At 61.7% G+C, this 20,825-nt stretch carries 22 protein-coding genes; 15 read left to right on the top strand and 7 right to left on the bottom strand.

Features of this window, described 5'->3' with window-relative positions; genetic code table 11:
* The first annotated feature begins 26 nt into the window (after nucleotides 1-26).
* From A0W34_RS16405 to hisF, 6 genes are read left to right on the top strand one after another with little or no spacing between them, the layout of a single operon-like run.
* Nucleotides 27-1,148 carry an MFS transporter gene (locus A0W34_RS16405; protein WP_081557947.1) on the top strand — a complete coding sequence of 374 codons (1,122 nt, stop codon included), beginning with the start codon at nucleotides 27-29 and terminating at the stop codon, nucleotides 1,146-1,148.
* A gap of 9 nt (nucleotides 1,149-1,157) precedes the next feature.
* Nucleotides 1,158-1,793: an imidazole glycerol phosphate synthase subunit HisH gene (gene hisH, locus A0W34_RS16400; RefSeq protein WP_003942389.1), complete on the top strand. Its 636-nt coding sequence runs from the start codon at nucleotides 1,158-1,160 to the stop codon at nucleotides 1,791-1,793.
* The gene (locus A0W34_RS16395; RefSeq protein ID WP_042449550.1) at nucleotides 1,790-2,041 is read left to right on the top strand and encodes a hypothetical protein; all 252 of its coding nucleotides are present in this window, start codon (nucleotides 1,790-1,792) and stop codon (nucleotides 2,039-2,041) included. Before hisH ends, A0W34_RS16395 begins: the two co-directional genes overlap by 4 nt.
* A 19-nt stretch (nucleotides 2,042-2,060) precedes the next feature.
* Nucleotides 2,061-2,795, top strand: a complete 735-nt coding sequence (gene priA / locus A0W34_RS16390; protein ID WP_003942371.1) for a bifunctional 1-(5-phosphoribosyl)-5-((5-phosphoribosylamino)methylideneamino)imidazole-4-carboxamide isomerase/phosphoribosylanthranilate isomerase PriA — start codon at nucleotides 2,061-2,063, stop codon at nucleotides 2,793-2,795.
* Between the two features lie 9 nt (nucleotides 2,796-2,804).
* Complete coding sequence (locus A0W34_RS16385) at nucleotides 2,805-3,638, top strand: inositol monophosphatase family protein (protein WP_003942414.1); 834 nt, start codon at nucleotides 2,805-2,807, stop codon at nucleotides 3,636-3,638.
* Entirely contained in the window at nucleotides 3,635-4,408 is a 774-nt protein-coding gene (hisF, locus tag A0W34_RS16380; protein ID WP_081557946.1) for an imidazole glycerol phosphate synthase subunit HisF, read from the top strand. The genes A0W34_RS16385 and hisF overlap by 4 nt, the downstream gene beginning before the upstream one ends.
* Here hisF and A0W34_RS16375 read toward each other — a convergent pair.
* On the bottom strand, nucleotides 4,405-5,022 hold the full coding sequence (locus A0W34_RS16375) for a TetR/AcrR family transcriptional regulator (protein WP_030537064.1): 618 nt from the start codon (nucleotides 5,020-5,022) through the stop codon (nucleotides 4,405-4,407). The two genes, hisF and A0W34_RS16375, sit on opposite strands and share 4 nt — an antisense overlap.
* Nucleotides 5,023-5,126: 104 nt before the next feature.
* Here A0W34_RS16375 and A0W34_RS16370 point away from each other — a divergent pair, with 104 nt between their 5' ends.
* The gene (locus tag A0W34_RS16370) at nucleotides 5,127-6,608 is read left to right on the top strand and encodes a flavin-containing monooxygenase (RefSeq protein WP_081557945.1); all 1,482 of its coding nucleotides are present in this window, start codon (nucleotides 5,127-5,129) and stop codon (nucleotides 6,606-6,608) included.
* A 21-nt stretch (nucleotides 6,609-6,629) separates the two neighbouring features.
* Here the strand turns inward: A0W34_RS16370 and A0W34_RS16365 are convergent, their stop codons facing one another.
* A complete protein-coding gene (locus A0W34_RS16365; RefSeq protein WP_054828036.1) occupies nucleotides 6,630-7,151 on the bottom strand; it encodes a universal stress protein in 522 nt (173 codons plus the stop codon).
* 101 nt (nucleotides 7,152-7,252) lie between these two features.
* Here A0W34_RS16365 and hisI point away from each other — a divergent pair, with 101 nt between their 5' ends.
* The 4 genes from hisI (at nucleotide 7,253) to A0W34_RS16345 (ending at nucleotide 8,683) form a co-directional block, all read left to right on the top strand.
* A complete protein-coding gene (gene hisI / locus A0W34_RS16360) occupies nucleotides 7,253-7,600 on the top strand; it encodes a phosphoribosyl-AMP cyclohydrolase (protein WP_003942390.1) in 348 nt (115 codons plus the stop codon).
* A 6-nt stretch (nucleotides 7,601-7,606) separates the two neighbouring features.
* The gene (locus A0W34_RS16355; RefSeq protein WP_054828037.1) at nucleotides 7,607-7,900 is read left to right on the top strand and encodes a DUF1905 domain-containing protein; all 294 of its coding nucleotides are present in this window, start codon (nucleotides 7,607-7,609) and stop codon (nucleotides 7,898-7,900) included.
* A 62-nt stretch (nucleotides 7,901-7,962) separates the two neighbouring features.
* Entirely contained in the window at nucleotides 7,963-8,223 is a 261-nt protein-coding gene (locus tag A0W34_RS16350) for a hypothetical protein (RefSeq protein ID WP_232329864.1), read from the top strand.
* A 73-nt stretch (nucleotides 8,224-8,296) separates the two neighbouring features.
* Nucleotides 8,297-8,683: a DUF2784 domain-containing protein gene (locus A0W34_RS16345; protein WP_003942402.1), complete on the top strand. Its 387-nt coding sequence runs from the start codon at nucleotides 8,297-8,299 to the stop codon at nucleotides 8,681-8,683.
* Nucleotides 8,684-8,743: 60 nt separating this feature from the next.
* On the opposite strand, the gene A0W34_RS16340 is transcribed toward A0W34_RS16345, so the two are convergent.
* Complete coding sequence (locus tag A0W34_RS16340; RefSeq protein ID WP_029255500.1) at nucleotides 8,744-9,169, bottom strand: nitroreductase/quinone reductase family protein; 426 nt, start codon at nucleotides 9,167-9,169, stop codon at nucleotides 8,744-8,746.
* Nucleotides 9,170-9,278: 109 nt separating this feature from the next.
* Here A0W34_RS16340 and A0W34_RS16335 point away from each other — a divergent pair, with 109 nt between their 5' ends.
* Nucleotides 9,279-9,701: an ArsR/SmtB family transcription factor gene (locus A0W34_RS16335; RefSeq protein WP_003942406.1), complete on the top strand. Its 423-nt coding sequence runs from the start codon at nucleotides 9,279-9,281 to the stop codon at nucleotides 9,699-9,701.
* Nucleotides 9,698-10,711, top strand: coding sequence for a cation diffusion facilitator family transporter (locus tag A0W34_RS16330; RefSeq protein ID WP_007732228.1), 1,014 nt, complete (start codon nucleotides 9,698-9,700; stop codon nucleotides 10,709-10,711). Before A0W34_RS16335 ends, A0W34_RS16330 begins: the two co-directional genes overlap by 4 nt.
* A gap of 34 nt (nucleotides 10,712-10,745) precedes the next feature.
* Here A0W34_RS16330 and A0W34_RS16325 read toward each other — a convergent pair whose 3' ends face one another.
* Complete coding sequence (locus tag A0W34_RS16325) at nucleotides 10,746-11,357, bottom strand: hypothetical protein (protein WP_007732226.1); 612 nt, start codon at nucleotides 11,355-11,357, stop codon at nucleotides 10,746-10,748.
* A gap of 269 nt (nucleotides 11,358-11,626) precedes the next feature.
* On the opposite strand from A0W34_RS16325, the gene A0W34_RS16320 reads away from it, so the two are divergent.
* Both A0W34_RS16320 and A0W34_RS16315 read left to right on the top strand, forming a co-directional pair.
* Nucleotides 11,627-14,779, top strand: a complete 3,153-nt coding sequence (locus tag A0W34_RS16320) for a multicopper oxidase family protein (protein WP_081557944.1) — start codon at nucleotides 11,627-11,629, stop codon at nucleotides 14,777-14,779.
* Between the two features lie 117 nt (nucleotides 14,780-14,896).
* Nucleotides 14,897-16,135, top strand: a complete 1,239-nt coding sequence (locus tag A0W34_RS16315) for an HNH endonuclease signature motif containing protein (RefSeq protein WP_081557943.1) — start codon at nucleotides 14,897-14,899, stop codon at nucleotides 16,133-16,135.
* 85 nt (nucleotides 16,136-16,220) lie between these two features.
* On the opposite strand, the gene A0W34_RS16310 is transcribed toward A0W34_RS16315, so the two are convergent.
* From A0W34_RS16310 to A0W34_RS16300, 3 genes are read right to left on the bottom strand one after another with little or no spacing between them, the layout of a single operon-like run.
* Nucleotides 16,221-17,192 (bottom strand): antibiotic biosynthesis monooxygenase, encoded by a 972-nt coding sequence (locus A0W34_RS16310; protein ID WP_021333615.1) that lies wholly within the window; start codon nucleotides 17,190-17,192, stop codon nucleotides 16,221-16,223.
* On the bottom strand, nucleotides 17,189-19,882 hold the full coding sequence (locus A0W34_RS16305; RefSeq protein WP_054828039.1) for a molybdopterin-dependent oxidoreductase: 2,694 nt from the start codon (nucleotides 19,880-19,882) through the stop codon (nucleotides 17,189-17,191). Before A0W34_RS16305 ends, A0W34_RS16310 begins: the two co-directional genes overlap by 4 nt.
* Nucleotides 19,879-20,703: an FAD binding domain-containing protein gene (locus tag A0W34_RS16300; RefSeq protein WP_007733027.1), complete on the bottom strand. Its 825-nt coding sequence runs from the start codon at nucleotides 20,701-20,703 to the stop codon at nucleotides 19,879-19,881. The genes A0W34_RS16305 and A0W34_RS16300 overlap by 4 nt, the downstream gene beginning before the upstream one ends.
* Nucleotides 20,704-20,825 lie beyond the last annotated feature (122 nt).

Here is a 20,825-nt window from a genome sequence, read left to right as displayed (position 1 = left end):
CACCGGGGTTGTTTCGCACTCCGGGCATGATCGGTGTCCTGATCATGGCGGCAACAGCTTTCGGTGGCTGGTCGTTGCTGTTGCCGGTGGTGCCGTTGCTGGTTGCGCAGTCCGGCGGATCGGATGCGCTTGCCGGATCGGTGACCGGTGTCTTCATGGCGGCCACGGTCTTGACGCAACTGCTCGTGCCTCGGTTGTTGCGGACGCAGGGCTACCGGCGCGTGCTGGCGGTCGGGTGTCTGCTCCTCGGCCCACCGTCGTTGGTGCTGTTGATCTCGGCCGACGCCGGCCCTGTCCTGGCGGTTTCCGCGGTGCGTGGCATCGGTTTCGGCATGCTGACGGTGGCCGGCAGTGCACTGGTGGCGGAGTTGGCGCCCAAACGAATTCTGGGCCGTGCCACCGGTGCTCAGGGAATCGCGATCGCAGCGTCACAAATGGCGGGGCTTCCGCTGGGGCTTGCGATCATGGAACGGTGGTCGGCGACACCGGTGTTCGTCCTCGGTGCGCTGATCCCGGCGCTCGCGCTGGTGGCCATTGCCGGGTTGCCGAAGATCTTCGCCCAGCCGACCGGGGAATCCGTTCGACTGAGTGTGTTCGCCGTCTTGGTTCCGGTGCTCGCTCTGGCGTGTGTGTCCGCCTCGTTCGGCGGATTGTCGTCTCTACTGCCGATCGCAATCTCGGAGCGTGCGGCCGTTGCTGGAGTGGTGTTGGCGACCGCCAGTGGGTCGATGTTGGTCGGCCGGTACTCGGCGGGCCTGATCGCCGATCGTCTCGGCAGTGGTCGGACACTCGCGCCGGCATTGGCGTCGTCGACCATCGGATTGGTGCTGTTCGCGATCAACGTCGACGGCGGGTCGACGCCGGTCTTGTTCTGCGCGGCGGTCCTTTTCGGGCTGGGGTTCGGGGCGGTGCAGAACGAGTCCTTGGTCATGGCGTTTCAGGCTGCCGGCCCGAGGCAACTCGGATCCGCCAGCGCGATCTGGAACATCGGCTACGACGCCGGCACCGGAATCGGTGCACTGGCGTTGGGATTCGTGGCCACGACTGCCGGCTATGCGTGGGTCTTCGCGGTCTCTGCGGTCGTTGTCGCTCTGCTCCCGGTACTGGCCGCGGGCGGCAAAGTGATCGGCAGCAGGGTTGCCCGATAGAGTTGGGGCATGAGCGCTTCCACGATTGCTGTACTCGATTACGGCTCCGGCAACCTGCATTCGGCTACTCGCGCACTGGCGCGCACCGGGGCGCAGGTGGAGGTGACCAACGACATGAAGGTTGCACTGGCGGCCGACGGTCTCGTGGTGCCCGGCGTCGGCGCGTTCGCGGCCTGCATGGAAGGTCTGCGTGCAGTGCAGGGTGACCGAATCATCGGCAGACGCCTGGCTGGTGGCCGACCGGTGCTGGGCATCTGCGTCGGTATGCAGATTCTGTTCGACCGGGGAGTCGAATTCGGTGTCGAGGCGGAGGGCTGTGGCGAATGGCCCGGCACCGTCGAGAGGCTGCAAGCAGAGGTTTTGCCGCACATGGGCTGGAACACCGTGGAGGCGCCGGAGTCCAGCACCCTGTTCAAGGGCATAGACGCCGATACCCGCTTCTACTTCGTCCACTCCTACGGTGTGCAGAGTTGGGAGCTCGCGCCGTCCGAGCACATTGCACCCCCGAAGCTGACATGGGCCGATCACGGCGGAAAGTTCCTCGCTGCCGTCGAGAACGGTGCGTTGTCGGCAACGCAGTTCCACCCCGAGAAATCCGGTGACGCAGGCGCCGAGTTGCTGAGCAACTGGGTGCAGAGTTTGTGACCGGGGGATCCGGACCGAACCGCGGTGACGATTTCTCCCTCGCCCGTCTGGCGTTGTTCTCGCTCGGCGCCGCTGTGGCTGCGCTGGCGGTCGCAACCGTCGTCATCGTTGTTCTCAAACCATCGCCGGGCGTCGGCCTCGTGATCGGTCTCGTGGGGGTCGTCGCTGCGATTGCGGCAATGGGCGTCGTATCCAAGCGGATGACCCGAAAAGCGTTCGGTGACCCGGAAGACGGTTCGAGGTCCTGACCTACTAGGGTTACCGCACGTGAGCCTGGTCCTTTTGCCTGCTGTAGATGTCGTCAACGGTGAAGCTGTTCGCCTCGTGCAAGGAGAGGCGGGAAGTGAGACCGGTTACGGGTCGCCCCGCGACGCTGCTCTTGCGTGGCAGAACGACGGTGCCGAATGGGTGCATCTTGTCGACCTCGACGCTGCTTTCGGGCGTGGGTCCAACAGTGAACTGTTGGCCGGCGTCATCGGCGACCTGACGGTCAAGGTGGAACTGTCCGGTGGAATCCGCGACGACGCTTCCCTGGAAGCCGCACTGGCCACCGGCTGTGCTCGCGTGAATCTCGGTACTGCCGCTATCGAGGATCCCGAGTGGTGCGCGCGTGCATTGGCCAAGTACGGCGACAAGATCGCTGTCGGCCTCGATGTTCGTCTCGTCGACGGTCAGTACCGCACCCGTGGTCGCGGCTGGGTCACCGACGGCGGCGATCTGTGGGAGACCCTCGCGCGTCTGGACCGTGACGGCTGCACTCGTTACGTCGTCACCGACGTCTCCAAGGACGGCACCCTGACCGGTCCCAATCTCGAACTTCTCAGCCAGGTCTGCGCGGTCACCGACGCGCACGTCGTCGCCTCCGGTGGTGTGTCGACCATCGAGGATCTACTCGCCATTTCCAGCCTGGTTGATCAGGGTGTCGAGGGCGCGATCGTGGGCAAGGCATTGTATGCCGGTCGCTTCACTCTCCCCGAAGCACTGGCAGCAGTTTCCGGATAGATTTTCCAGATGACTCCGACGCGTGACCTCGACGAACTTCTCGCGATTGCGGGTCGGCTTCTCGACGGCGTCCACGATCAGTTCGTCTCCGGTGTCGGCGCCCCGAGTGCGGTCCGCAAGGGCTGGGGTGATTTTGCCACCGAGGTCGATCTTGCGCTCGAGAAGCGGTTGACCGCGGAGTTGTTCGAGCAGACCGGCATCGAGGTGCACGGCGAGGAATTCGGCGGTCCCGACGTCGGTTCCGGGCTCGTCTGGGTTCTCGACCCCGTTGACGGTACTTTCAACTACTCGGCCGGATTGCCCACTGCCGGAACGTTGTTGGCGCTTCTCGACGACGGTGTTCCGGTGCTCGGATTGACCTGGCTTCCATTGATCGGTCACACGTACGCGACTCGCGCCGGCGGTCCGTTGTTGGTCAATGGAATCGCCGTACCGCCGCTGGAGCCAACCGATCTGGCGTCGTCGATCGTCGGCTTGGGTGCGCTCAACGTCAACAGTCGAGGGCGGATCCCCGGCAGTTTCCGTCTCGACCTCCTCGCCGAGATCAGCAAGGTGTCCTCGCGGATCCGGATACACGGTTCAACCGGAGTCGATCTGGCCTTCACCGCGGCCGGCATCCTGGGCGGTGCGATCGTCTACGGCCGCAACGCGTGGGACAACGCGGCCGGGGTCGCGCTCGTTCGCGGTGCGGGCGGGGTGGTCACCGACCTGGCCGGCCGCCCGTGGACCGTAGAATCGGAGTCGGTGCTCGCTGCCGCTCCGGGCATCCACGGTGAGATTCTCGATATCCTCAACGCGCTCGGTGATCCGCGCGCTTCGTCCTCAGGAGGACCACAGTCATGACCCTCGCAGTTCGTGTGATTCCGTGCCTCGACGTCGACGCCGGGCGAGTGGTCAAGGGTGTCAATTTCGAGAATCTTCGCGACGCCGGAGATCCGGTGGAACTCGCGGCAGCGTACGACGCTCAGGGCGCCGACGAACTGACCTTCCTGGACGTGACCGCCTCCACGTCGGATCGCGGCACGATGCTCGACGTCGTAAGTCGCACTGCCGAGCAGGTTTTCATTCCACTGACCGTCGGCGGTGGAGTGCGCACGGTCGCGGATGTCGATCGTCTGCTGCGTGCCGGTGCCGACAAGGTCAGCGTCAACACCGCGGCGATTGCGCGCCCGGATCTGCTGAAGGAACTGAGTGAGCGTTTCGGCTCGCAGTGCATCGTCCTCTCGGTCGATGCCCGCACCGTTCCCCAGGGGCAGCCGGACACACCGTCGGGGTGGGAGGTCACGACGCACGGGGGCAAGCGCGGCACCGGGATCGACGCTGTCGAGTGGGCCGAGCGTGGTGCAGAGTTGGGAGTGGGGGAGATCCTGCTCAACTCGATGGATGCCGACGGCACCAAAGCGGGCTTCGACCTTCTGATGATCCGCGCTGTCCGGGCGGCAGTCCACGTACCGGTGATCGCCAGTGGCGGTGCCGGCCTGGTCGAGCACTTTGCCCCGGCTGTCGGAGCGGGCGCGGACGCAGTTCTCGCAGCAAGTGTCTTCCACTTCGGCGATCTGAGCATCCCGGAGGTCAAGGATGCGATGCGTGCCGAGGGAATCGTCGTTCGCTAGGCGTTCTCGGCGCGGATTCCGTCGAACATGAGGCGGCTGATGGCTTGGTTCAACGCCGTGCAGTCGACGGACGAACCGGCTCGCAATCCTTGAATCGCACTTGCCAGCATCATGCCGTTGACGGCGTGGGCAGTGTTGTCGACATCGAGGTCGGCGCGTAGATAGCCGCATTCGACTCCGTGGTGCAGGTACGCCGCGGTCAACGAAGCCGACTGGTCGAGTAGATCGAGCATCCGGCCCGTCAGATCGGCGTCGACGCCCGTCGTCTCGAACAGCAGAACCCGCGGGATGCGGGGGTCGTCGAAGAAGATGCGGGGGAGCGCCTCGGCGATCCGTCCCACCTGGGCGCGGTACTCGTCCAGTGTGCTGGCGGCGTCGGGAGCATTCTCGGTGGCCAGTGCGCTGATGATCTTTGCGACGAGGTCGTCGATGACGTGATCGATGATGTCGCGCTTGTTCTCGAAGTACCGGTAGAAGGTCCCGTGGCCGATTCCGAGAGTTGTTGCGATGTCGGCAATTCCGGTTGCGTGATAGCCGCGCTGGGCGAAGCACTCGAATGATGCGTCGATGATCTCGCGGCGCAATTCCGCCTTTTTTCGTTCCGCTCTGGTCATGGCCTTCGTCACATCAGGAATGATACCGTTCTCAATAACGGAATGACGTGTCAGTTTCTGATGTGCAGTTTTTCTGATGTGCAGTTCACGAGAGGGATTCTCCGATGGCAGTGCAGTACGACGCAGTTGTGGTGGGGGCGGGCTTCGGCGGAATGGGTGCGGCCATTCAACTCAAGCGGCTGGGCCTGAACAACCTGGCGATCCTCGAGCGCGAGGACGATCTGGGTGGAACCTGGCACGTCAACCGCTATCCCGGTCTGGCTGTCGACATCGCGTCGGTCACCTACTCGTATTCGTTCGAGCCCAATCCGAACTGGTCCAGGCTTTTCGCACCGGGCGCGGAACTGAAGAAGTACGCCGATCACGTCGCGGACAAGTACGATCTGCGGAAGCACATGACGTTCGGTGCCGTGGTCAACGGAGCCCGCTGGGACGAGGATTCCTCGCACTGGGTCGTATCCGTCGAAGGCGCGCCGGACATCACTGCCAAGTACCTCCTGACTGCGACGGGTTTCCTCTCGCAACCGCATCGGCCCGACATCTCCGGTATCGACGACTTCGCCGGCAAGATCATCCACACCACGGCCTGGGACGATTCCTACGATCTGTCCGGCACCAAGACCGCAATCATCGGAACCGGCGCCACCGCTGTGCAGTTGATCCCCGAGGTGGCGCGGCAGGCCGCAGAGTTGACCGTCTACCAACGCACCCCGATCTGGGTGGTTCCCAAGATCGACGTCCCCATTCCGAATGCAGTGCAGAAGCTGTTCTCGCGTATTCCGCTCACCCAGCGAATTTCGCGCGCTGTCAGTTCGTCGATCCTAGAAATGATCATGGTCAGCGCGGTCCTGCACTACAAGCAGGTCAAACTGTTGAACAAGGGTGCGGCGGCCGCATCACGTGCGTTTCTGCGGTCCCAGGTCAGCGACGCCAGCCTTCGCAAACAACTCACACCGGACTACGACTTCGGGTGCAAGCGTCCCACATTTTCCAACAGCTACTTCCGTACGTTCACCAAGGACAACGTGCATCTCGAAACGACGCCGATCGACCACATCGCTGCCGACGGAATCGTCACCGCCGACGGTCGCAAGACCGAGATCGACACCTTGGTGCTGGCAACGGGATTCAACCTCTGGGATGTGAATTTTCCAGCCATCGAGGTTATCGGTCGAGAGGGACGAAACCTCGGTAAGTGGTGGCGCGACAACCGTTTCCAGGCCTACGAAGGGGTCGCGGTTCCGTATTTCCCCAATTTCCTCACGCTCGCCAGTCCGTACTCGTACAGCGGGTTGTCCTACTTCACGACGATCGAATCCCAGATGCAGCACATGGATCGACTGTTCGGCGAGGTGAAACGGCGCGGCGCGGAAACATTCGAGGTCACCGAAACTGCCAACGCCGAGTTTCTCGACCGGATGACCGAGAACCTGGCGGACTCCGTCTTCTACGGCGGTAGTTGCCAGACTGCACGAAGCTATTACTTCAATCAGCACGGCGAGGCTGCGATTCTGCGGCCCACGTCTACACGGAATGCGTTCGTCGAAGCGAAACGCTTTCCGCTCGAGGACTATTCGATCATCTAGGCGGGCTTGTCCCGCGTTCGGCTATCTTGCCGAGCTGACTCCGGTCGGAACCGATATCACGGGATAACGGTTCTGCCGGTTCAGTCGGGAAGTGACCGAGATGTGCATCAGTCGGCTCACCGCGGAGGCAGCGCCTTTTCGCGGAGATCCGATCACGATGGTAAATGCGTCGTATTTGTCCGCGGTTGCGAGAATGACACCGGCCGGGTCTCCATAGGTGCAGTCGTACGTCCAGGTGTCGGCGTGCGAGGCAAGTGCCGAGGTTGTCTGCTCGCGTTGCGACACCATCTCGTCGTGCAGACGCGTTTCGAATTCTGGTGAGTCGGTTTCGACAGGTAGGTCCTCGGACGTGATGCAGTGAACGACGTGGAGGGCTGAATCCTCCTTGGCGGCAAGCGTCAATCCGTAGCTGATGACATTCTTGCTGGTAGCACCTGGGCCGATCCCGACAACGATGTGGCGGGCCGGGACGCGATCGGTACTCGGGTTCGCGAGATGGCAGATGTACTCCGGGTGCGGACCGTCATGACGTTGATGGTTCATGTCGGATCTTCTTCCAGAGCGAGAAGCGAAGGAACTTCCATTCTAGGGCGGCCGTGCAGGGGAATTCCACGGAAGTCACAGGTGGAAGGTATAAACGTCATATGAGCCTTGATCCCGCAATCGCGGCGAAGCTGAAGCGAAACGACGCCGGACTGTTCAGCGCGGTTGCGCAGGAGAAGTCGACCGGTGATGTGCTGATGGTCGCGTGGATGGACGACGAAGCGCTCGCGCGAACACTGGAAACCCGTAAGGGGACGTACTATTCGCGCTCGCGGCAGCAGTACTGGGTCAAGGGAGAGACCTCCGGGCACACCCAGTACGTGCACGAGGTGCGCCTCGACTGTGACGGCGATTCCGTCTTGCTGATCGTCGATCAGGAGGGCGCCGCGTGCCACACCGGCACTCACACGTGTTTCGACACCGACGTCCTGCTCGCTGCTGAGCAGTGACGCGAGATGGCCACTGACAAGACTCCACAACCGCTCGATTACTCGTTCACCGCTCCCATCGAGAAAGACGGTGCGTTCGCAACGTTCTTGACCGTGCCCGGCTCGGCGGAAATTCTGGGAACCAGACGCGCTGTGAAGGTGGTCGGGACCCTCGATGGTGAGCATCCCTTCGAGGCGACGCTGATGCCCTCCGGTGACGGACCGCACTGGCTTCCGCTGCGCGTGGCGCTGTGCAAGGCGATCGGCAAGAGCGCCGCTGGAGAAGAGGTAGCGGTACATCTACAGCAGCGACTGAGCTGAAGTTTTCCCGAACCAAGGAGCGCCGTCGTGCAATTCTGTTCGATTTCGAACATGCCGCGGACGTGGAGCCGGATCGGTGGGCCGAGTACGGTCCAGGTGCCGTCGGCGTCGGGTGGGACATGGGACTGCTCGGGCTGGCTCGACACGTGGAACTGAGGATCGCGACGCCACTCGAGACGCCCGAGTGGTCGGCGAGCGACGAGGCCAAGGCATTCATCGCGGGAAGCAGTGAACTGTGGGCCGAAGCTGCGATCGCATCGGGCGACGACCCGGATGCGGCTGCAGCCGCCGCTGCTCGCACGACCGCTGCATACACCGGGTAGATCACCTCTACGAGGACTAACATCGGATTAGTCTGGTTGTTGCGGGACTTCCGCGCCACGAGCGGAGACGACGATGGTGTATCGGCTCATCGAAGTAGTAACGGTGTTCGTTCACTTCGGGTTTGTCCTCTATGTGGTGCTGGGTGGGTTCGTGGCGTGGAAGTGGCGTCGTACCATCGGTTTCCACCTACTTGCAGTCGTCTGGGGAGCCGGTTCGATAGCGGTCGGATATGACTGCCCGCTGACCAATCTCGAGAACTGGGCCCGCCGGATGGCCGGGATCGCGGAGTTGCCGTCCACCGGATTCATCTCGCACTACATCACCGGCGTGTTCTATCCGGCGAGTATCGAAGGCCTTGTACAGGCGCTCGCGGCGACAGTGGTTGTCGGATCCTGGGTCGGATACGTGCTGCTCGGACGGCATGCGAAGGGTGAGGTCAAAGCCTCTTCAGCGACCTGATTCCGTACAAACGATCCCAGCCGTTTCTGAATGGAAACGACTGGGAGGTGCTACCAGGATTTACGCGCGAGTCAGGGCTACCACCGGGATTGTGCGGATCCCAGCGGTCTTCTCCGCGTATTCGGCAAATCCCGGGTATCGACTGGCCTGCTCGTCGTAGATGCGGTCACGCTTCTCGCCGGTTACTTCGCTGACGGAGACCGGGTATGTTTCGGTGCCGATCTCGACCTCTGCCTGGTCGGTGGCAACGAGGTTGTAGTACCAGTCGGGATTGGTCGGGGCACCGGCCTTGGATGCAAAAACGTAGATGGTCTTCGGATCCTGCTCGTCTGCCAGATACATCATGGGACTCACGAAATCGCGTCCGGATTTGCGTCCTGTGTGGTGGACCAACACCATGGGCGCACCTTCGAAGGGGCCACCTACCTTGCCCTCGTTCTCCCGAAATTCCGCAATGATTCCTGCGTTCCAATCGTCGGTACTCATCGTTGTCTCCCGGTCTGCGAGTGGCGAAGGGCTCTGCCGCCAAGCTTTGCACAACTGGTGAATCGACGAGAGGTCATCTTCGGCGTCCAGCATGATCTACTATCTACGTATGAACGCAGATAGTGGTGTTTGTCGCCGCAAGCTTCCCGATGATCAAGTCGACCTCGTCGTCGAGGTGTTCCGCATGCTGGCCGACGCAACCCGTGTGCAGGTCTTGTGGGCATTGGTCGACCGCGAGTGCTCGGTGAACGAACTGGCGGAACGCGTCGGCAAGCCGGCGCCCTCGGTGTCGCAGCACCTGGCGAAATTGCGCATGGCAAGGTTGGTACGAACCCGCCGCGATGGTACGACGGTGTTCTATCGCCTGGAGAACGACCATGTGCGCCAACTGGTTACGGACGCGGTCTTCAATGCGGAGCATGCCGGACCCGGATTGCCGGGGCATCACCGTAGTGAAGGTGAGCTTCGGGAGATACACCCGGAGCGCTCGGCGAACGTCGATCGGACCGATCAAGAAGAAGGTGCGTCGTGACGCACGAACCCAAGACGTCCCACGGCCACGGCCACACCCATGGCCACGGGCCGAAGGGATTTCGATCGGCAGTCCGCGAAGTGTTCTCGCCGCACAGTCACGACGCTGCCGACAGTGTCGACGACGCATTGGAATCGAGCGCAATCGGCATCCGGGCGGTCAAGATCAGTCTTGTTGCGCTCGGAGTCACCGCAGTTGCTCAGGTCGCGATCGTGGCGATCTCGGGTTCGGTGGCGCTGCTGGCGGACACCATTCACAACTTCTCCGACGCGCTCACGGCAGTCCCACTCTGGATTGCCTTCGCGCTCGGTCGGCGCGCTGCGACCAGGCGCTATACCTATGGTTTCGGGCGTGCGGAGGATTTGGCCGGACTGTTCGTGCTCGCCATGATCGCACTGTCGGCAGTGATCGCCGGTGTCGAGGCGGTGAGGCGATTGATCAACCCGGTCGAGATCGAGCACCTCGGTTGGGTAGCGGCGGCAGGTTTGATCGGTTTCATCGGAAACGAATTGGTGGCGTTGTATCGGATCAGGGTCGGCAGGCAAATCGGTTCAGCGGCCCTGGTGGCCGATGGATTGCATGCTCGGACCGACGGATTCACTTCGCTCGCAGTCCTTCTGGGGGCGGGGGGAGTTGCGCTGGGTTTCCCGTTGGCAGATCCGATCATCGGCCTTGTCATCACCGTTGCCATCGTGGCGGTGCTCAGGACTGCAGCGCGAGACGTCTTCCGGAGGTTGATGGACGGCGTCGAACCTGAGTTGGTGGACGACGCAGAGCATGCATTGATGCACGAACCTGGAGTCCTCGGTGTTCGTGATCTGAAGATGCGGTGGATCGGACACCGACTGCATGCCGATGCAGAACTCGACATCGATCCCCGGGCAACACTTGCCGAAGCTCATGCGATTGCACACAGCGCCGAGCATTCGCTCACTCACGCGGTGCCCAAACTCGCTACTGCCTTGGTGCATGCGTACCCGGCGCATGACGCGGCCAACTCCGAAGTCTGATACCGGCCGCCTTCCCGGTGATCTGTGCTTGATGTCAAGCGCAGGCGGCTTCCCAGGCGAAACCGTCTGGGTCTGTGAAGGTTTCAGACGTGCCGGCAACGGTCAGACGGTGTGATCCGGTGCCTTCCGGAGCAACCCCGGCATCCTTTGCCAAAGCGCGGCGACCATACAGTGCGAGTGTCACATTGTTTGCTGCACTGGTGAATTCGACGTACTTGCGACCGAAGCTCTTGGACACCTCGAGTCCGCGGTCGAGGTAGAACTGCTTGCTGGCCTTGACGTCTTCGGCGCCGAGCAGCAGCACGAGGCTGTCGATCGTGCGGGTGGCCGGCCCGTCGTTCTTCTTCGACGACGTGGCGATCTTCCAGATCGAACCGTCTGGAGCCTGGACGACTCCGCCGTATCCCCAGAGGGATTTCTTCACAGGCTTCAAGGCGGTGGCACCGGCTGCGAGTGCTGCGCCGACGAAGGCGTCGACGATGTTCGGTTGGGAGACGACGAGCGAAAGGGTGTACCCACGAAACCCTGTTGTCGGTTCGTTCGATTCGCGTAGCTGGATTCGATCTCCGACGCCGAGAGCGTTGTAGAAGGCTTCGGCTGCCGCGAGGTCGGGAACGTCGAGTATCACGGATTTCGCGGTGGTCATCTGGGCGCTCCCTGCTGATGTGTGGATTGGCGACGTGTGGTCGGAAGTGGACTTCTGTGGTGTGTTCATGTGTTTCAACGTAATTGCGGGTCCCGTGGCTGTGCTTCTCGATTTCTGATCGGTTTGCTGAGACTGCTTGCAAGGTGCAGCACTCACGCAGGCCTTAGGTGGGCGATTTGTCGTGAATATCCTGTTCAGCCGATGTTTTCTCGATAGGCTGGTGAGCGCTGATCGGACGTACCTCACGCCACCATGGAACGGGGAAACCAGTGATCGCACTGCGACGAAAGTCGTTAGCCGCAGCAGTTGTGGTGTCCATGACGATGGCGTTGGCCGCGTGTACCTCCGGTGAATCGGCGCCCGAGGTGGGCGGCAATTACGGCTCTGGCGGAACCGCCGTCGACTATCGGGAGCCGGTGAAACTGAGTAGCCGAGATGGTGTTCTCGAGGTGCGCTTGTCCGCTCATCAGGGAGTGATTCCGCTCGATACCGCTTCGGCGCCCGTGTCGAATTTTCTGCTCTTCGGGTACGAGGTCATCCGCGGTACGGCGTCGGACGGATCGACCTCGGCGAGTGACGTCTATCCGGCGCCGACTCTCCGCGTCAATCCCGGAGAGCGATTGATCATTCATTACGACAACGATTTGCAGGATCTCACGATCCAGGACTTCTACGATCCGGCATTCACACCGGCGGGCGGGGGCGTGCCGATCTATCCGCCGGCGCTGACGTCGGCTCCGCTGAATCTGCACACGCACGGAGTGCACGTGAGTCCGGACGGCAATGCGGACAACGTGTTGCTCAACATTCCAGCCGGCCAGGGAAACGTGTACGACTACGCGATTCCGGCGACGATGCCGAACGGTCTGTACTGGTATCACAGTCACCGGCACACCCTCACTGCGCAGCAGACGTACATGGGCCTGGCCGGGCTACTGGAAATCGGCCGGCCGGACGGCAATCTGCCTGTCGTGACGGCAAACGACGTTCCGATTCGCGATATGGCACTGCAGTACAACTTCGTATTCGACCGCAAAGGAAAGGGCCGACAGCTCAACGACGCGAACTGGCCCCAATTCGTCAGTACGTTGACGCCACCCGCCGGTACGGAACTAGCCGACGGGACGTACCGTCCGAGCCTTGCTCCGGTGAATTTCTCGGACACCACCGAGGGCGCGCAGTATTTCACCAACTGGTACACCGGACCGTTGTCCCCGGCCAATCATCGTGGACAGAATCAATTCGTTCCAGGCAATCTGCAGAGCTTCGTGGGTGAATCGACGACTGTACCGGCCGATCCTTCACTGCCGGACAACCAACGCGATGTGCAGTACACCGTGAACGGTCAGTTCCAGCCGTCGCTGAAACTGAAGCCGGGGCAGACCGAGATCTGGGTGCTTGCCAACATCAGCGACTTTGCCTACATGCCGGTCACGTTGACGGAAACCGCAACCGGCGCCCATCCGAAGTTCGCCATCGTAGGGCAGGACGGAAACCCGTTCGACGAGGTCAGGCCACCCGTGGACGGGGACGGAACCAGGCTGGTGATTCCGCCGGCCTCGCGATACGCAATCGCAGTGACGATGCCGGAGTCCGGCGATCTGGTGCTGGAGATGCCACCGCTCGAAGGTGCAAAGCCGGTGAGCAATCCAGGCATTCTCTACACCAACAACGGTACCGACAATCCGCCCGCCGAACTCGGAACCGTCACCGTCGACCCGTCGGTGATCAGTTACGCGGACGGATTCTTCACGTTCCCGACTCAGCAGTTGATCCGTGTGACGCCAGACGAGGGTGAAGGAAAGACGACTCCCTTCGAGTTCGGACAGAAGCTCGATACCTACACCTCGTTCGTGGATACCGCAGCGATGACGCCCGACGTGACCCGCAATCTCACAGTGTCCGGTGGGTTCGGAAACGAGAAGGCCAGCAACAGCGATCCGAAGGCCTTCACCTACGAATTCGCCGACAACACGTTCCCCAACATTCCGCTGATTCAACCGCGACTGAATTCCGTTGAGGAATGGAAGATCACGAACCTCAACAACGACGAACACCCGATGCATATTCACGTCAACGACTTCCAGGTAACGGAAGTTGTGGATCCCGTCGCAGGTACCACGACGGGCGTTCAGCCCTGGGGAATCGACAACGTGAACGTGCCCGCTCCGGTGACTGACGAGAATGAGAATGCTCTCGAGCCTGCGTCAGTGACGTTGCGAACGAAGTTCACCGAGTACACCGGAACCTTTGTGATTCACTGCCACCGACTCAATCACGAGGACAACGGTTTGATGGCGACTGTCAACGTGATTCCCGAGGTATCGACATATGCCGTCGCGATACCTGGTTCGGCCGGCGTGCCCGCCAAGGTGCAGATATTCGATGCCAACGGCGACAAACTGATCACTGCTGTGACGCCCTTCCCGTCGTTCGAAGGCACCCCGAGTGTTGCGATGGCGGACGTGAACGGAGACATGGTGCTTGATCTGGTCGCTGGAACAGGTGCAGGCTCGGCTCCGGAAGTGGTGGCGTACAACGCAGTCGGCGGCGTGCCGTTCACCGACGAGTTGGCAAGATTCGCCCCCTTCGATGTGGGTTTCCGCGGTGGAGTGAACGTCGGCGGTGTCGACATCGACGGAAATGCACTGGCAGACAACATCATCGTTGCATCAGGCCCAGGGATGGAGTCGCAGGTCAAGATCTACTCCACCGACCTTCCGGCGGACAAGAGGTCCGCACCCACAGAATTCGGTTCGTTCTCGCCGTACCCGGGATCGAGTAGCGGAGTCACGTTCGCAACCGGAATGGTTGACAGTCACTCCGGTCGAGCGAGCATCGTGACCGCACCCGGTGCGGGCGAGGAGCCGTTGATCAAGACGTTCCGCTACGACCTGTACGAACCGACGGCGGCTGCGCAGGGCGGCTCCGATGAACACGCAGGTCATACGGCTGGTCCGGCAACGACATCACAGTTCTTGGCATTCGATCAGGACTACCGCGACGGGGTGTCTCTGTCGACGGGTTGGGTGGCCGGCGCCGAGGGCGGAGCAAAGTCGATAGTGGCAGGCATGCTCGGAGGCGAAGGATCCGTCCGCGTCTTCTCGAGTGGATCGAGGCTCGACGGTGCGCCCGAGATGTACCTGGAGAGCCCAGATCATCATTCGACGGACGTGGTGTTTCGGGAAGTTGCATCCTTCGATCCGTTCGCCGGTCCAGGGACGGGTGTCGGAGTAGCCACGACGAGCACGACTACCGGCGCGGATCTCCTCGTCAGCGGCAGCGACGGAAGTGGTGCCGAAGTTCGGAAATTCACTCTCGGTCGTTCCGATCCGTCTGCGACCACATTGACACCGACGCTTGTGGGAACGCTGCCGCCCTATCCCGTCGGCGGGGGAGTTTTGCCGCTCGGTGGCCGATGATCCGGTTTTGAGATTTACTGAAAGTAGTTTCATGTCAACGGGTCTCGAGCCTTCCTGTTCTCGAAGTTGTCCGTTTTGTCTCTGGTTATCGAAAGTGTGTTCGATTAAACTTTCGGTATGGACAGTCGGGAAGCGTGGCAGCTGGATGATGAGGGCCTCAAGGGTGAGGTTCTGGATCTGGTGCGTGTCCGGCACGAGTTGCAGTCGCGGTTGGTGTTGCTGATCGTGGAGATGTTTTCCCGGGAGACTGTGGTCGGGAAGGGTTTTCGGGCGATCGCGCAGTGGTTGCACGGGTCGACGAATCTGGAGATCGGTGAGTGCAGTCTGCTGGTCGGGTTGGCGCGGTTGTTGATGCTCGAACCCGTGGTGGCGGATGCGTTTCATCGCGGTGACGTGGATGCGTTGAAGGCGCGGCAGGTGGCGTCGTTTTGTCAGCATCCGCCGAAGAACATGACGCCGGCGGATGTGGACAAGGCTCGCGGGATTCTGTTGGGGTTGGCGTCGAAGAACATCGCCGATTGTGATGCGGTGCGGGCAGCGATTCGGCGGATCGAGAAGCAGTACGGCAAGCGTGAGGACGGCGTTCCGGTGGGTGAGGATTCGGAGCGTAACGAGTTCTACGCGTCGAAGGGTTTGTACGGGCGGGTGTCGGTGAAGGGTGATCTGGATGCGGTGAACGGGGCCCGTCTGATCACGTTGTTGTCGAGCCTGTCTGCGCCGACGCCGGAGAAGGACGGCGTCAAGGACACGCGTACTCCGGCGCTGCGGCGGGCGGACGGGTTTTGCGAGTTGTTGCGCCGGTACGAGCGGGCGGGGTTGGGTCCGGTCGAGGGCGGGGTGAAACCGCACATCACGGTCACCGCCAGCGCAAAAGACATGACGGACCTCAAGGCGTTGAAAGACCTCTTGCCGTCCACTGAGGAGTTGGGTTTCGCGTGGACGGATTGGGTCGGTCCGATCAGTATCGATACCGCGCGGATGTTGGCGTGCGACTGCACCGTGACGCGGATTTTGTTGGATGAGAATGGTGTTCCGCTCGAGTGCGGTAAGGAAGCGAGAACGGCGACGGTTCCGCAGCGGCGGGCGTTGGCGGTTCGTGATGGTGGGTGTGCGTTTCCGGGGTGCGGGACTCCGTCGGGGTGGTGCGATGCTCATCATATTGTTCACTGGAACGATGGTGGCCCAACGGATCTCGATAATCTGGTCTTGTTGTGTGGTCATCATCATCGGACGCTGCATCACACGGAGTGGCGGGTGGAGATCGGTCCGGATCGGAAATCGGTGTTCTATCCACCGATGTCGATCGATCCGTTCCAGCAGCCGATCGGCGGGAACAGCCCACCAACGGCCGCGTGAACGGCCATAACTGAAAATGCCAGCGTATGCACCGGGGAAGAATCATGCCCCGTTACATGCGCTGGCTTTTCGTGTTCCGGAGAGTTCAGGGCAGCGACCAGAACTGAGTAGTCACGAGGTAGAAGACGATAACCCAGAACAAGGTCACAGCGGCGACGATTGCCACCCCTTGTGCGTTGGTTTTTGCGACAGGAATCCCCGGAGGCGGACGCAGCCAACGGCGCAGGAGTCGATTCACGTAGTACGGCATCGTGAAGAAACTCATGATGAAGCTCGACAGCAGATTGCCGATCAACAATCCGAGCCAGAGTGGCAGCTTCAGCGGTGACAGCGCCAAAGTAAGCAAGACGACAGTCGGGTAGAGACCGACCCAGACCGCGATCGAGGTTTTTGTCTCCGAAGGTGGAGGGGCCTCGTTTCCGTTCTCGTCGAAGGCAAACCAACTGCCGAACGAATTGTCCACGGTTCGCAGTTCGAAGTCGTGAAACTTGCGGCCCTCGGCGAGGAGTTGTTGTCGCTCAGGGGAAGTCAGCCACGTATCGAGGTGGGCAGCATTGTCGAAGCGATACAGCAGGGTCCATTCATCCTGCACACCGTCGACGGGGCGAAACAGTTCGGTGCCGCGGAATCCGTCGAAAGCACTCTCCACCTCCCGAAGGCGATCCTGCCAGGCAAGGAACTCGTCGATGCTGTCGTCACCGACTCGGTGCGTCACTACGACGGTCAGCAGTGGGTCCGGAGGCCTGATCCCGCCGCTCACTACCTGCTGCGTGGCCGGGCCGTCGAAGAACTGACGACCGCTGTCGAGGTAGTCCTGCCTCGTCGCGCTGTTGATCCACGCTTGAACATGAGCGATGGAGTCGAATCGGTACACGATCACCCAATCAGGTTGGGTGGGCGTCGGAGCCGCGATTTCTGCCCCGAGGAAGCCTGCATAATCTGCGGCCGCCCGGTTGAGATCTTTCTGCCATACCTCGAATTCTTTCTCCAGTCCGGCACGCACTCGCTGGCCGATGATGACCGTCGCGGCGCTGTCCGCCGACGTGTGCGCGGTCATCGGTTCAGGCCTGTGTAGATGCGTTCCGGGGTGAGCGGTAGCGACCGGAATCGTGACCCGGTTGCATCCTGCAGTGCGTTCGCCAATGCAGGGGCAACCGGATTGATGCAGCACTCCGCCATGCCCTTGGAGCGGAGAGGACCGACGGAGTCTGATGACTCGACGAGGATCACCTCCGTGCGTGGGATATCTGCATATGTCGGGATCCGGTAGTTACGTAGATTCGGGTTCATCATCGCGCCGTTTGCGTCTACGTGGAAGTTCTCGGTGAGTGCGAAGCCGATGCCCTGGGCGACGCCACCTTCGATCTGTCCCCGCACCTGCGCCGGATTGATGATCACCCCAGCGTCGGTGGCTTGGACGCTGTAGAGAATGCGGATCTCGCCGGTGATGCGATGGACGGCAATCCGGAAGCCATGTGTGTTGGACACCACGCTGCGCGGAGATCCGTATGCCTTCCGCGCCTCGGTGAATCGGATCCCGCGCGGGCGCGCGGCCTCGAGTATCTCTTGCAGTGTTAATCGAGTACTACCGCAGACGATCTTGTCGTCGTCCATCGAGCACTGGTCAATCGACACGCCGGTGTGGTGCGCGGCGAAGGCAAGTAGGCGATCGCGGAGCGCATTCGACGCGCGAAGTACCGCGTTCCCAGCGACAAACAGGCCGGCGCTGGCGAAAGCGCCTGTGTCGAAACCGGTTCGGTCGGTGTCCGACTGAATGATTCGTACACGCGACGGAGTTGTGCCCAGCTGATTTGCGGCGATCTGCACGTGGGCCGTAGAAGTTCCCTCACCGAATTCGACTGTGCCGATGGCAAGTTCGTATACACAGTCTTCGCCGAGGGTGAGCCAAGCCTCGGAAATGTGCTCGGTGGGTGGCGCGGTCTCATGTAGTGAACTGGCGGTACCGGTGCCGATCAGCCAATCGTCTCCGAGCGAGGGAACCTGTTGCCGCTTCAACGCGGTGTCGATCAGATCGATGCATTGCCCCAGTCCGTCTTCGGTGAAGATCACGTCGTCTGGGCCGTCTTCGAGTGCGATCAGCGAATCGCCCGGTCGGACGATATTGCGTCGACGCAGTTCGAGCGGATCCATGTTCAGCGCGACGGCCAATTCGGTCATGGCCGATTCCACGGCAAAGGCCGGTTGCGTCATCCCGTACCCACGCAGAGCGCCGCTCGGGACGTTATTGGTGTACACGGAATACGCATCGAACTTCTTGTTGGCGCAGCGGTAGAGCGATACTGCCGCGCCGCCGGCAAAGAGTGTCTCTCCACCGTGGTTTCCGTACGCACCGGTGTTCGATACGTTGCGATACTGAAAGGCTGTGAGGGTTCCGTCCGACTTGGCACCGAGCTTGATCGTGAGCTTCATCGGATGACGCGGCGACGCGGTGGTGAACTCTTCTTCTCGGGTGAACTCGAGGCAGACGGGACGACCGGTGTCGAGGGTGGCGAGCGCCACCAGATCCTCGCTGATCACTTCCTGTTTTCCTCCGAACCCGCCGCCCACGCGTTTGCAGAACACGCGTAGCTGATCCGGGCGGAGGTCGAAGAGATGGGCGAGTTTGACCTTGGCGATGGAGGGGGACTGCGAACTTGTGCGAACGTGAAGGCGTCCGTCTTCCATCCAGGAGATCGAACCGTGCGTCTCGAGGTGCGCGTGCTGAACCCGCGGCGAGAAGTAGGTGCCTTCGTGGATGACGTCGGCCTCGGCGAACCCTGCCTCGACGTCGCCCACATGACCGTGAAGTTCGAGCAGGATGTTGTGCTCGGGATCTCGAACAAAGGGATCGTCGGATCCGTGCAGGGCTGGAGCGCCGTCGGCCATGGCCTCTTCCGGATCGAACACGGAAGGCAGGATCTCGTAATCGACCTTCACCTTCCGACGGCCTTCTTCCGCAGCGACGACGGAGTCGGCGAGGACGGCCACTACACGCTGACCCACGAACCGCACGACGTTGTCGAGAATGTAGGTGTCGTCCGGATCGACAAGGTGGTCGGTATGTATTGCCGTGGTGAAGAGCTTGCGCGGCACGTCTTTCCAGGTGTAGACGCGATGGACACCGGGGACGGCGAGCGCCTCGGTGGTGTCGATGGAGGTGATGCGGGCATGTGCGTGCGGCGAGTGCAGCACTTTCAGGTGCAGCATGCCGTCGATCGCGGTGTCCATAGTGTATTCGGCTCGGCCGGTCACCACGTCGGTGGCCGCCGGCGCCCCGACGCTGGTTCCGACGGCCTGTCCCGGGAGGGCAACTTCGACAGCACCGACACCGTTGACCGCGTCTTCGATGGATCGGTAACCGGTGCAGCGGCACAGGTTTCCCTTGAGCGCTCGCGGCAAGTCTTCTTTCTGCGCGTCGGTGAGCGCCGCCGAGGTCATGATCATCCCGGCGGTGCAGAACCCACACTGAAAGCCGGGTGCATCCCGGAACTGCTGCTGAATCGGATGGAGATCTTCGGGCGTGCCGAGTCCCTCGATCGTGGTTACCGCGCGACCGTCGGCGCGAAAGGCGGGCGTGATGCAGCTGTGTATCGGTGTTCCGTCGAGCCACACTGTGCACGCCCCGCAGTCCCCGCCGTCGCACCCCTTCTTCACCCCGTGGTGTCCGAGGTGCCGAAGAAACGTCCGGAGACACTGTCCCGGGAACGGCTCCTCGTGGAACTGCCGGTCGTTCACCGTGTAGCTCATGACTGGCTCCCCGTGAGTTCGTTTCGGAGCTCGTCGGCGTAGTGGCGGGCGAGGTGGAGGCGGTGGTCTGGGGTTCCGTTGGGATCGTCGAACCAAATGTCGGCCGAAATGGAGTCGACGGCTCGTCGCAGAGAGTGCTCGTCCGGCATGGTGTCGAACGTCAGCCGGATCGGATGGGTGGTGCCGGCGGTGATGGTGAGGTGAAAGTCGTCGGCGCCAGGAGTCTGCGTCGCGATCATGAAGATCGTCGAACGGCCGAGGTGCGTGAGACTGAAGCGGCGGTGGGCGTGCCGTTTGGTGAGTGCGTGCACCGGGAACTCGATGCTCCGAAGGACTTCGCCCGGCTCCAGGACATTCTGGTGGTCACCGGTCACGAAGTCGCACGCGTCGACGGTCCTCACTGTTCCGTCGGTAGCCCATAGTGTGAACGAAGCCTCGAGTGCAACTGCCAGGGTGATCATCGGTCCGGCCGGAAGCGACATACAGATGTTGCCGCCTACGGTGGCCGAATTCCACACCTTGAAAGACGAGAGGAAGTACTCGCAGCTGACGCGAATAAGTGGACTCGCACGCCAATTGTCCGGCGGGACAAACGCATACAGTTCGGCAACGGTGCACGTAGCTCCGACACCGAAATGAGTCGGGCCGACCTCCAGTGGTGTCCAACCGAGCGCGGTGAGGTCGACCAGTCGACGCGTGTCGGGTTGTTCTGCTGAGAACAGCCACGTTCCTCCCGCGAGCCAGGCGTCGCCGGGACGCCACACGTCCCCTGGGCGATCCGGTGGTCGGCGTATCACGTCGGTAATGGTGGTGATGTCCATGCGCCTGCTCCCCTCGGGGGATGTGTCTTCTCGGAGTGGGACATTACCGAGGTGACGAGACGCATTCACACTTTTAGTACATATCGGGCACGCGAAACATGAGCGATACGTACGTGACATCG

The sequence above is a fragment of the Rhodococcus sp. BH4 genome (assembly GCF_002079265.1).
Classification (GTDB): Bacteria; Actinomycetota; Actinomycetes; order Mycobacteriales; family Mycobacteriaceae; genus Rhodococcus_F; species Rhodococcus_F qingshengii.
Note: the sequence above shows the minus strand (reverse complement) of the source record. Positions and strands in the feature narration are given on the sequence as shown.

Bases quoted from the DNA above. Each gene is read 5' to 3' on its own strand.
- A0W34_RS16340 (WP_029255500.1), bottom strand. From the start codon at position 9,169: ATGAGTACCGACGATTGGAACGCAGGAATCATTGCGGAATTTCGGGAG.
- A0W34_RS16315 (WP_081557943.1), top strand. From the start codon at position 14,897: ATGGACAGTCGGGAAGCGTGGCAGCTGGATGATGAGGGCCTCAAGGGT.
- A0W34_RS16375 (WP_030537064.1), bottom strand. From the start codon at position 5,022: ATGACCAGAGCGGAACGAAAAAAGGCGGAATTGCGCCGCGAGATCATC.
- A0W34_RS16345 (WP_003942402.1), top strand. From the start codon at position 8,297: ATGGTGTATCGGCTCATCGAAGTAGTAACGGTGTTCGTTCACTTCGGG.
- A0W34_RS16305 (WP_054828039.1), bottom strand. From the start codon at position 19,882: ATGAGCTACACGGTGAACGACCGGCAGTTCCACGAGGAGCCGTTCCCG.
- hisH (WP_003942389.1), top strand. From the start codon at position 1,158: ATGAGCGCTTCCACGATTGCTGTACTCGATTACGGCTCCGGCAACCTG.
- A0W34_RS16365 (WP_054828036.1), bottom strand. From the start codon at position 7,151: ATGAACCATCAACGTCATGACGGTCCGCACCCGGAGTACATCTGCCAT.
- A0W34_RS16370 (WP_081557945.1), top strand. From the start codon at position 5,127: ATGGCAGTGCAGTACGACGCAGTTGTGGTGGGGGCGGGCTTCGGCGGA.
- A0W34_RS16335 (WP_003942406.1), top strand. From the start codon at position 9,279: ATGAACGCAGATAGTGGTGTTTGTCGCCGCAAGCTTCCCGATGATCAA.
- A0W34_RS16405 (WP_081557947.1), top strand. From the start codon at position 27: ATGATCGGTGTCCTGATCATGGCGGCAACAGCTTTCGGTGGCTGGTCG.
- A0W34_RS16300 (WP_007733027.1), bottom strand. From the start codon at position 20,703: ATGGACATCACCACCATTACCGACGTGATACGCCGACCACCGGATCGC.
- A0W34_RS16325 (WP_007732226.1), bottom strand. From the start codon at position 11,357: ATGACCACCGCGAAATCCGTGATACTCGACGTTCCCGACCTCGCGGCA.
- A0W34_RS16355 (WP_054828037.1), top strand. From the start codon at position 7,607: ATGGCCACTGACAAGACTCCACAACCGCTCGATTACTCGTTCACCGCT.
- hisI (WP_003942390.1), top strand. From the start codon at position 7,253: ATGAGCCTTGATCCCGCAATCGCGGCGAAGCTGAAGCGAAACGACGCC.
- A0W34_RS16385 (WP_003942414.1), top strand. From the start codon at position 2,805: ATGACTCCGACGCGTGACCTCGACGAACTTCTCGCGATTGCGGGTCGG.
- hisF (WP_081557946.1), top strand. From the start codon at position 3,635: ATGACCCTCGCAGTTCGTGTGATTCCGTGCCTCGACGTCGACGCCGGG.
- A0W34_RS16310 (WP_021333615.1), bottom strand. From the start codon at position 17,192: ATGACCGCGCACACGTCGGCGGACAGCGCCGCGACGGTCATCATCGGC.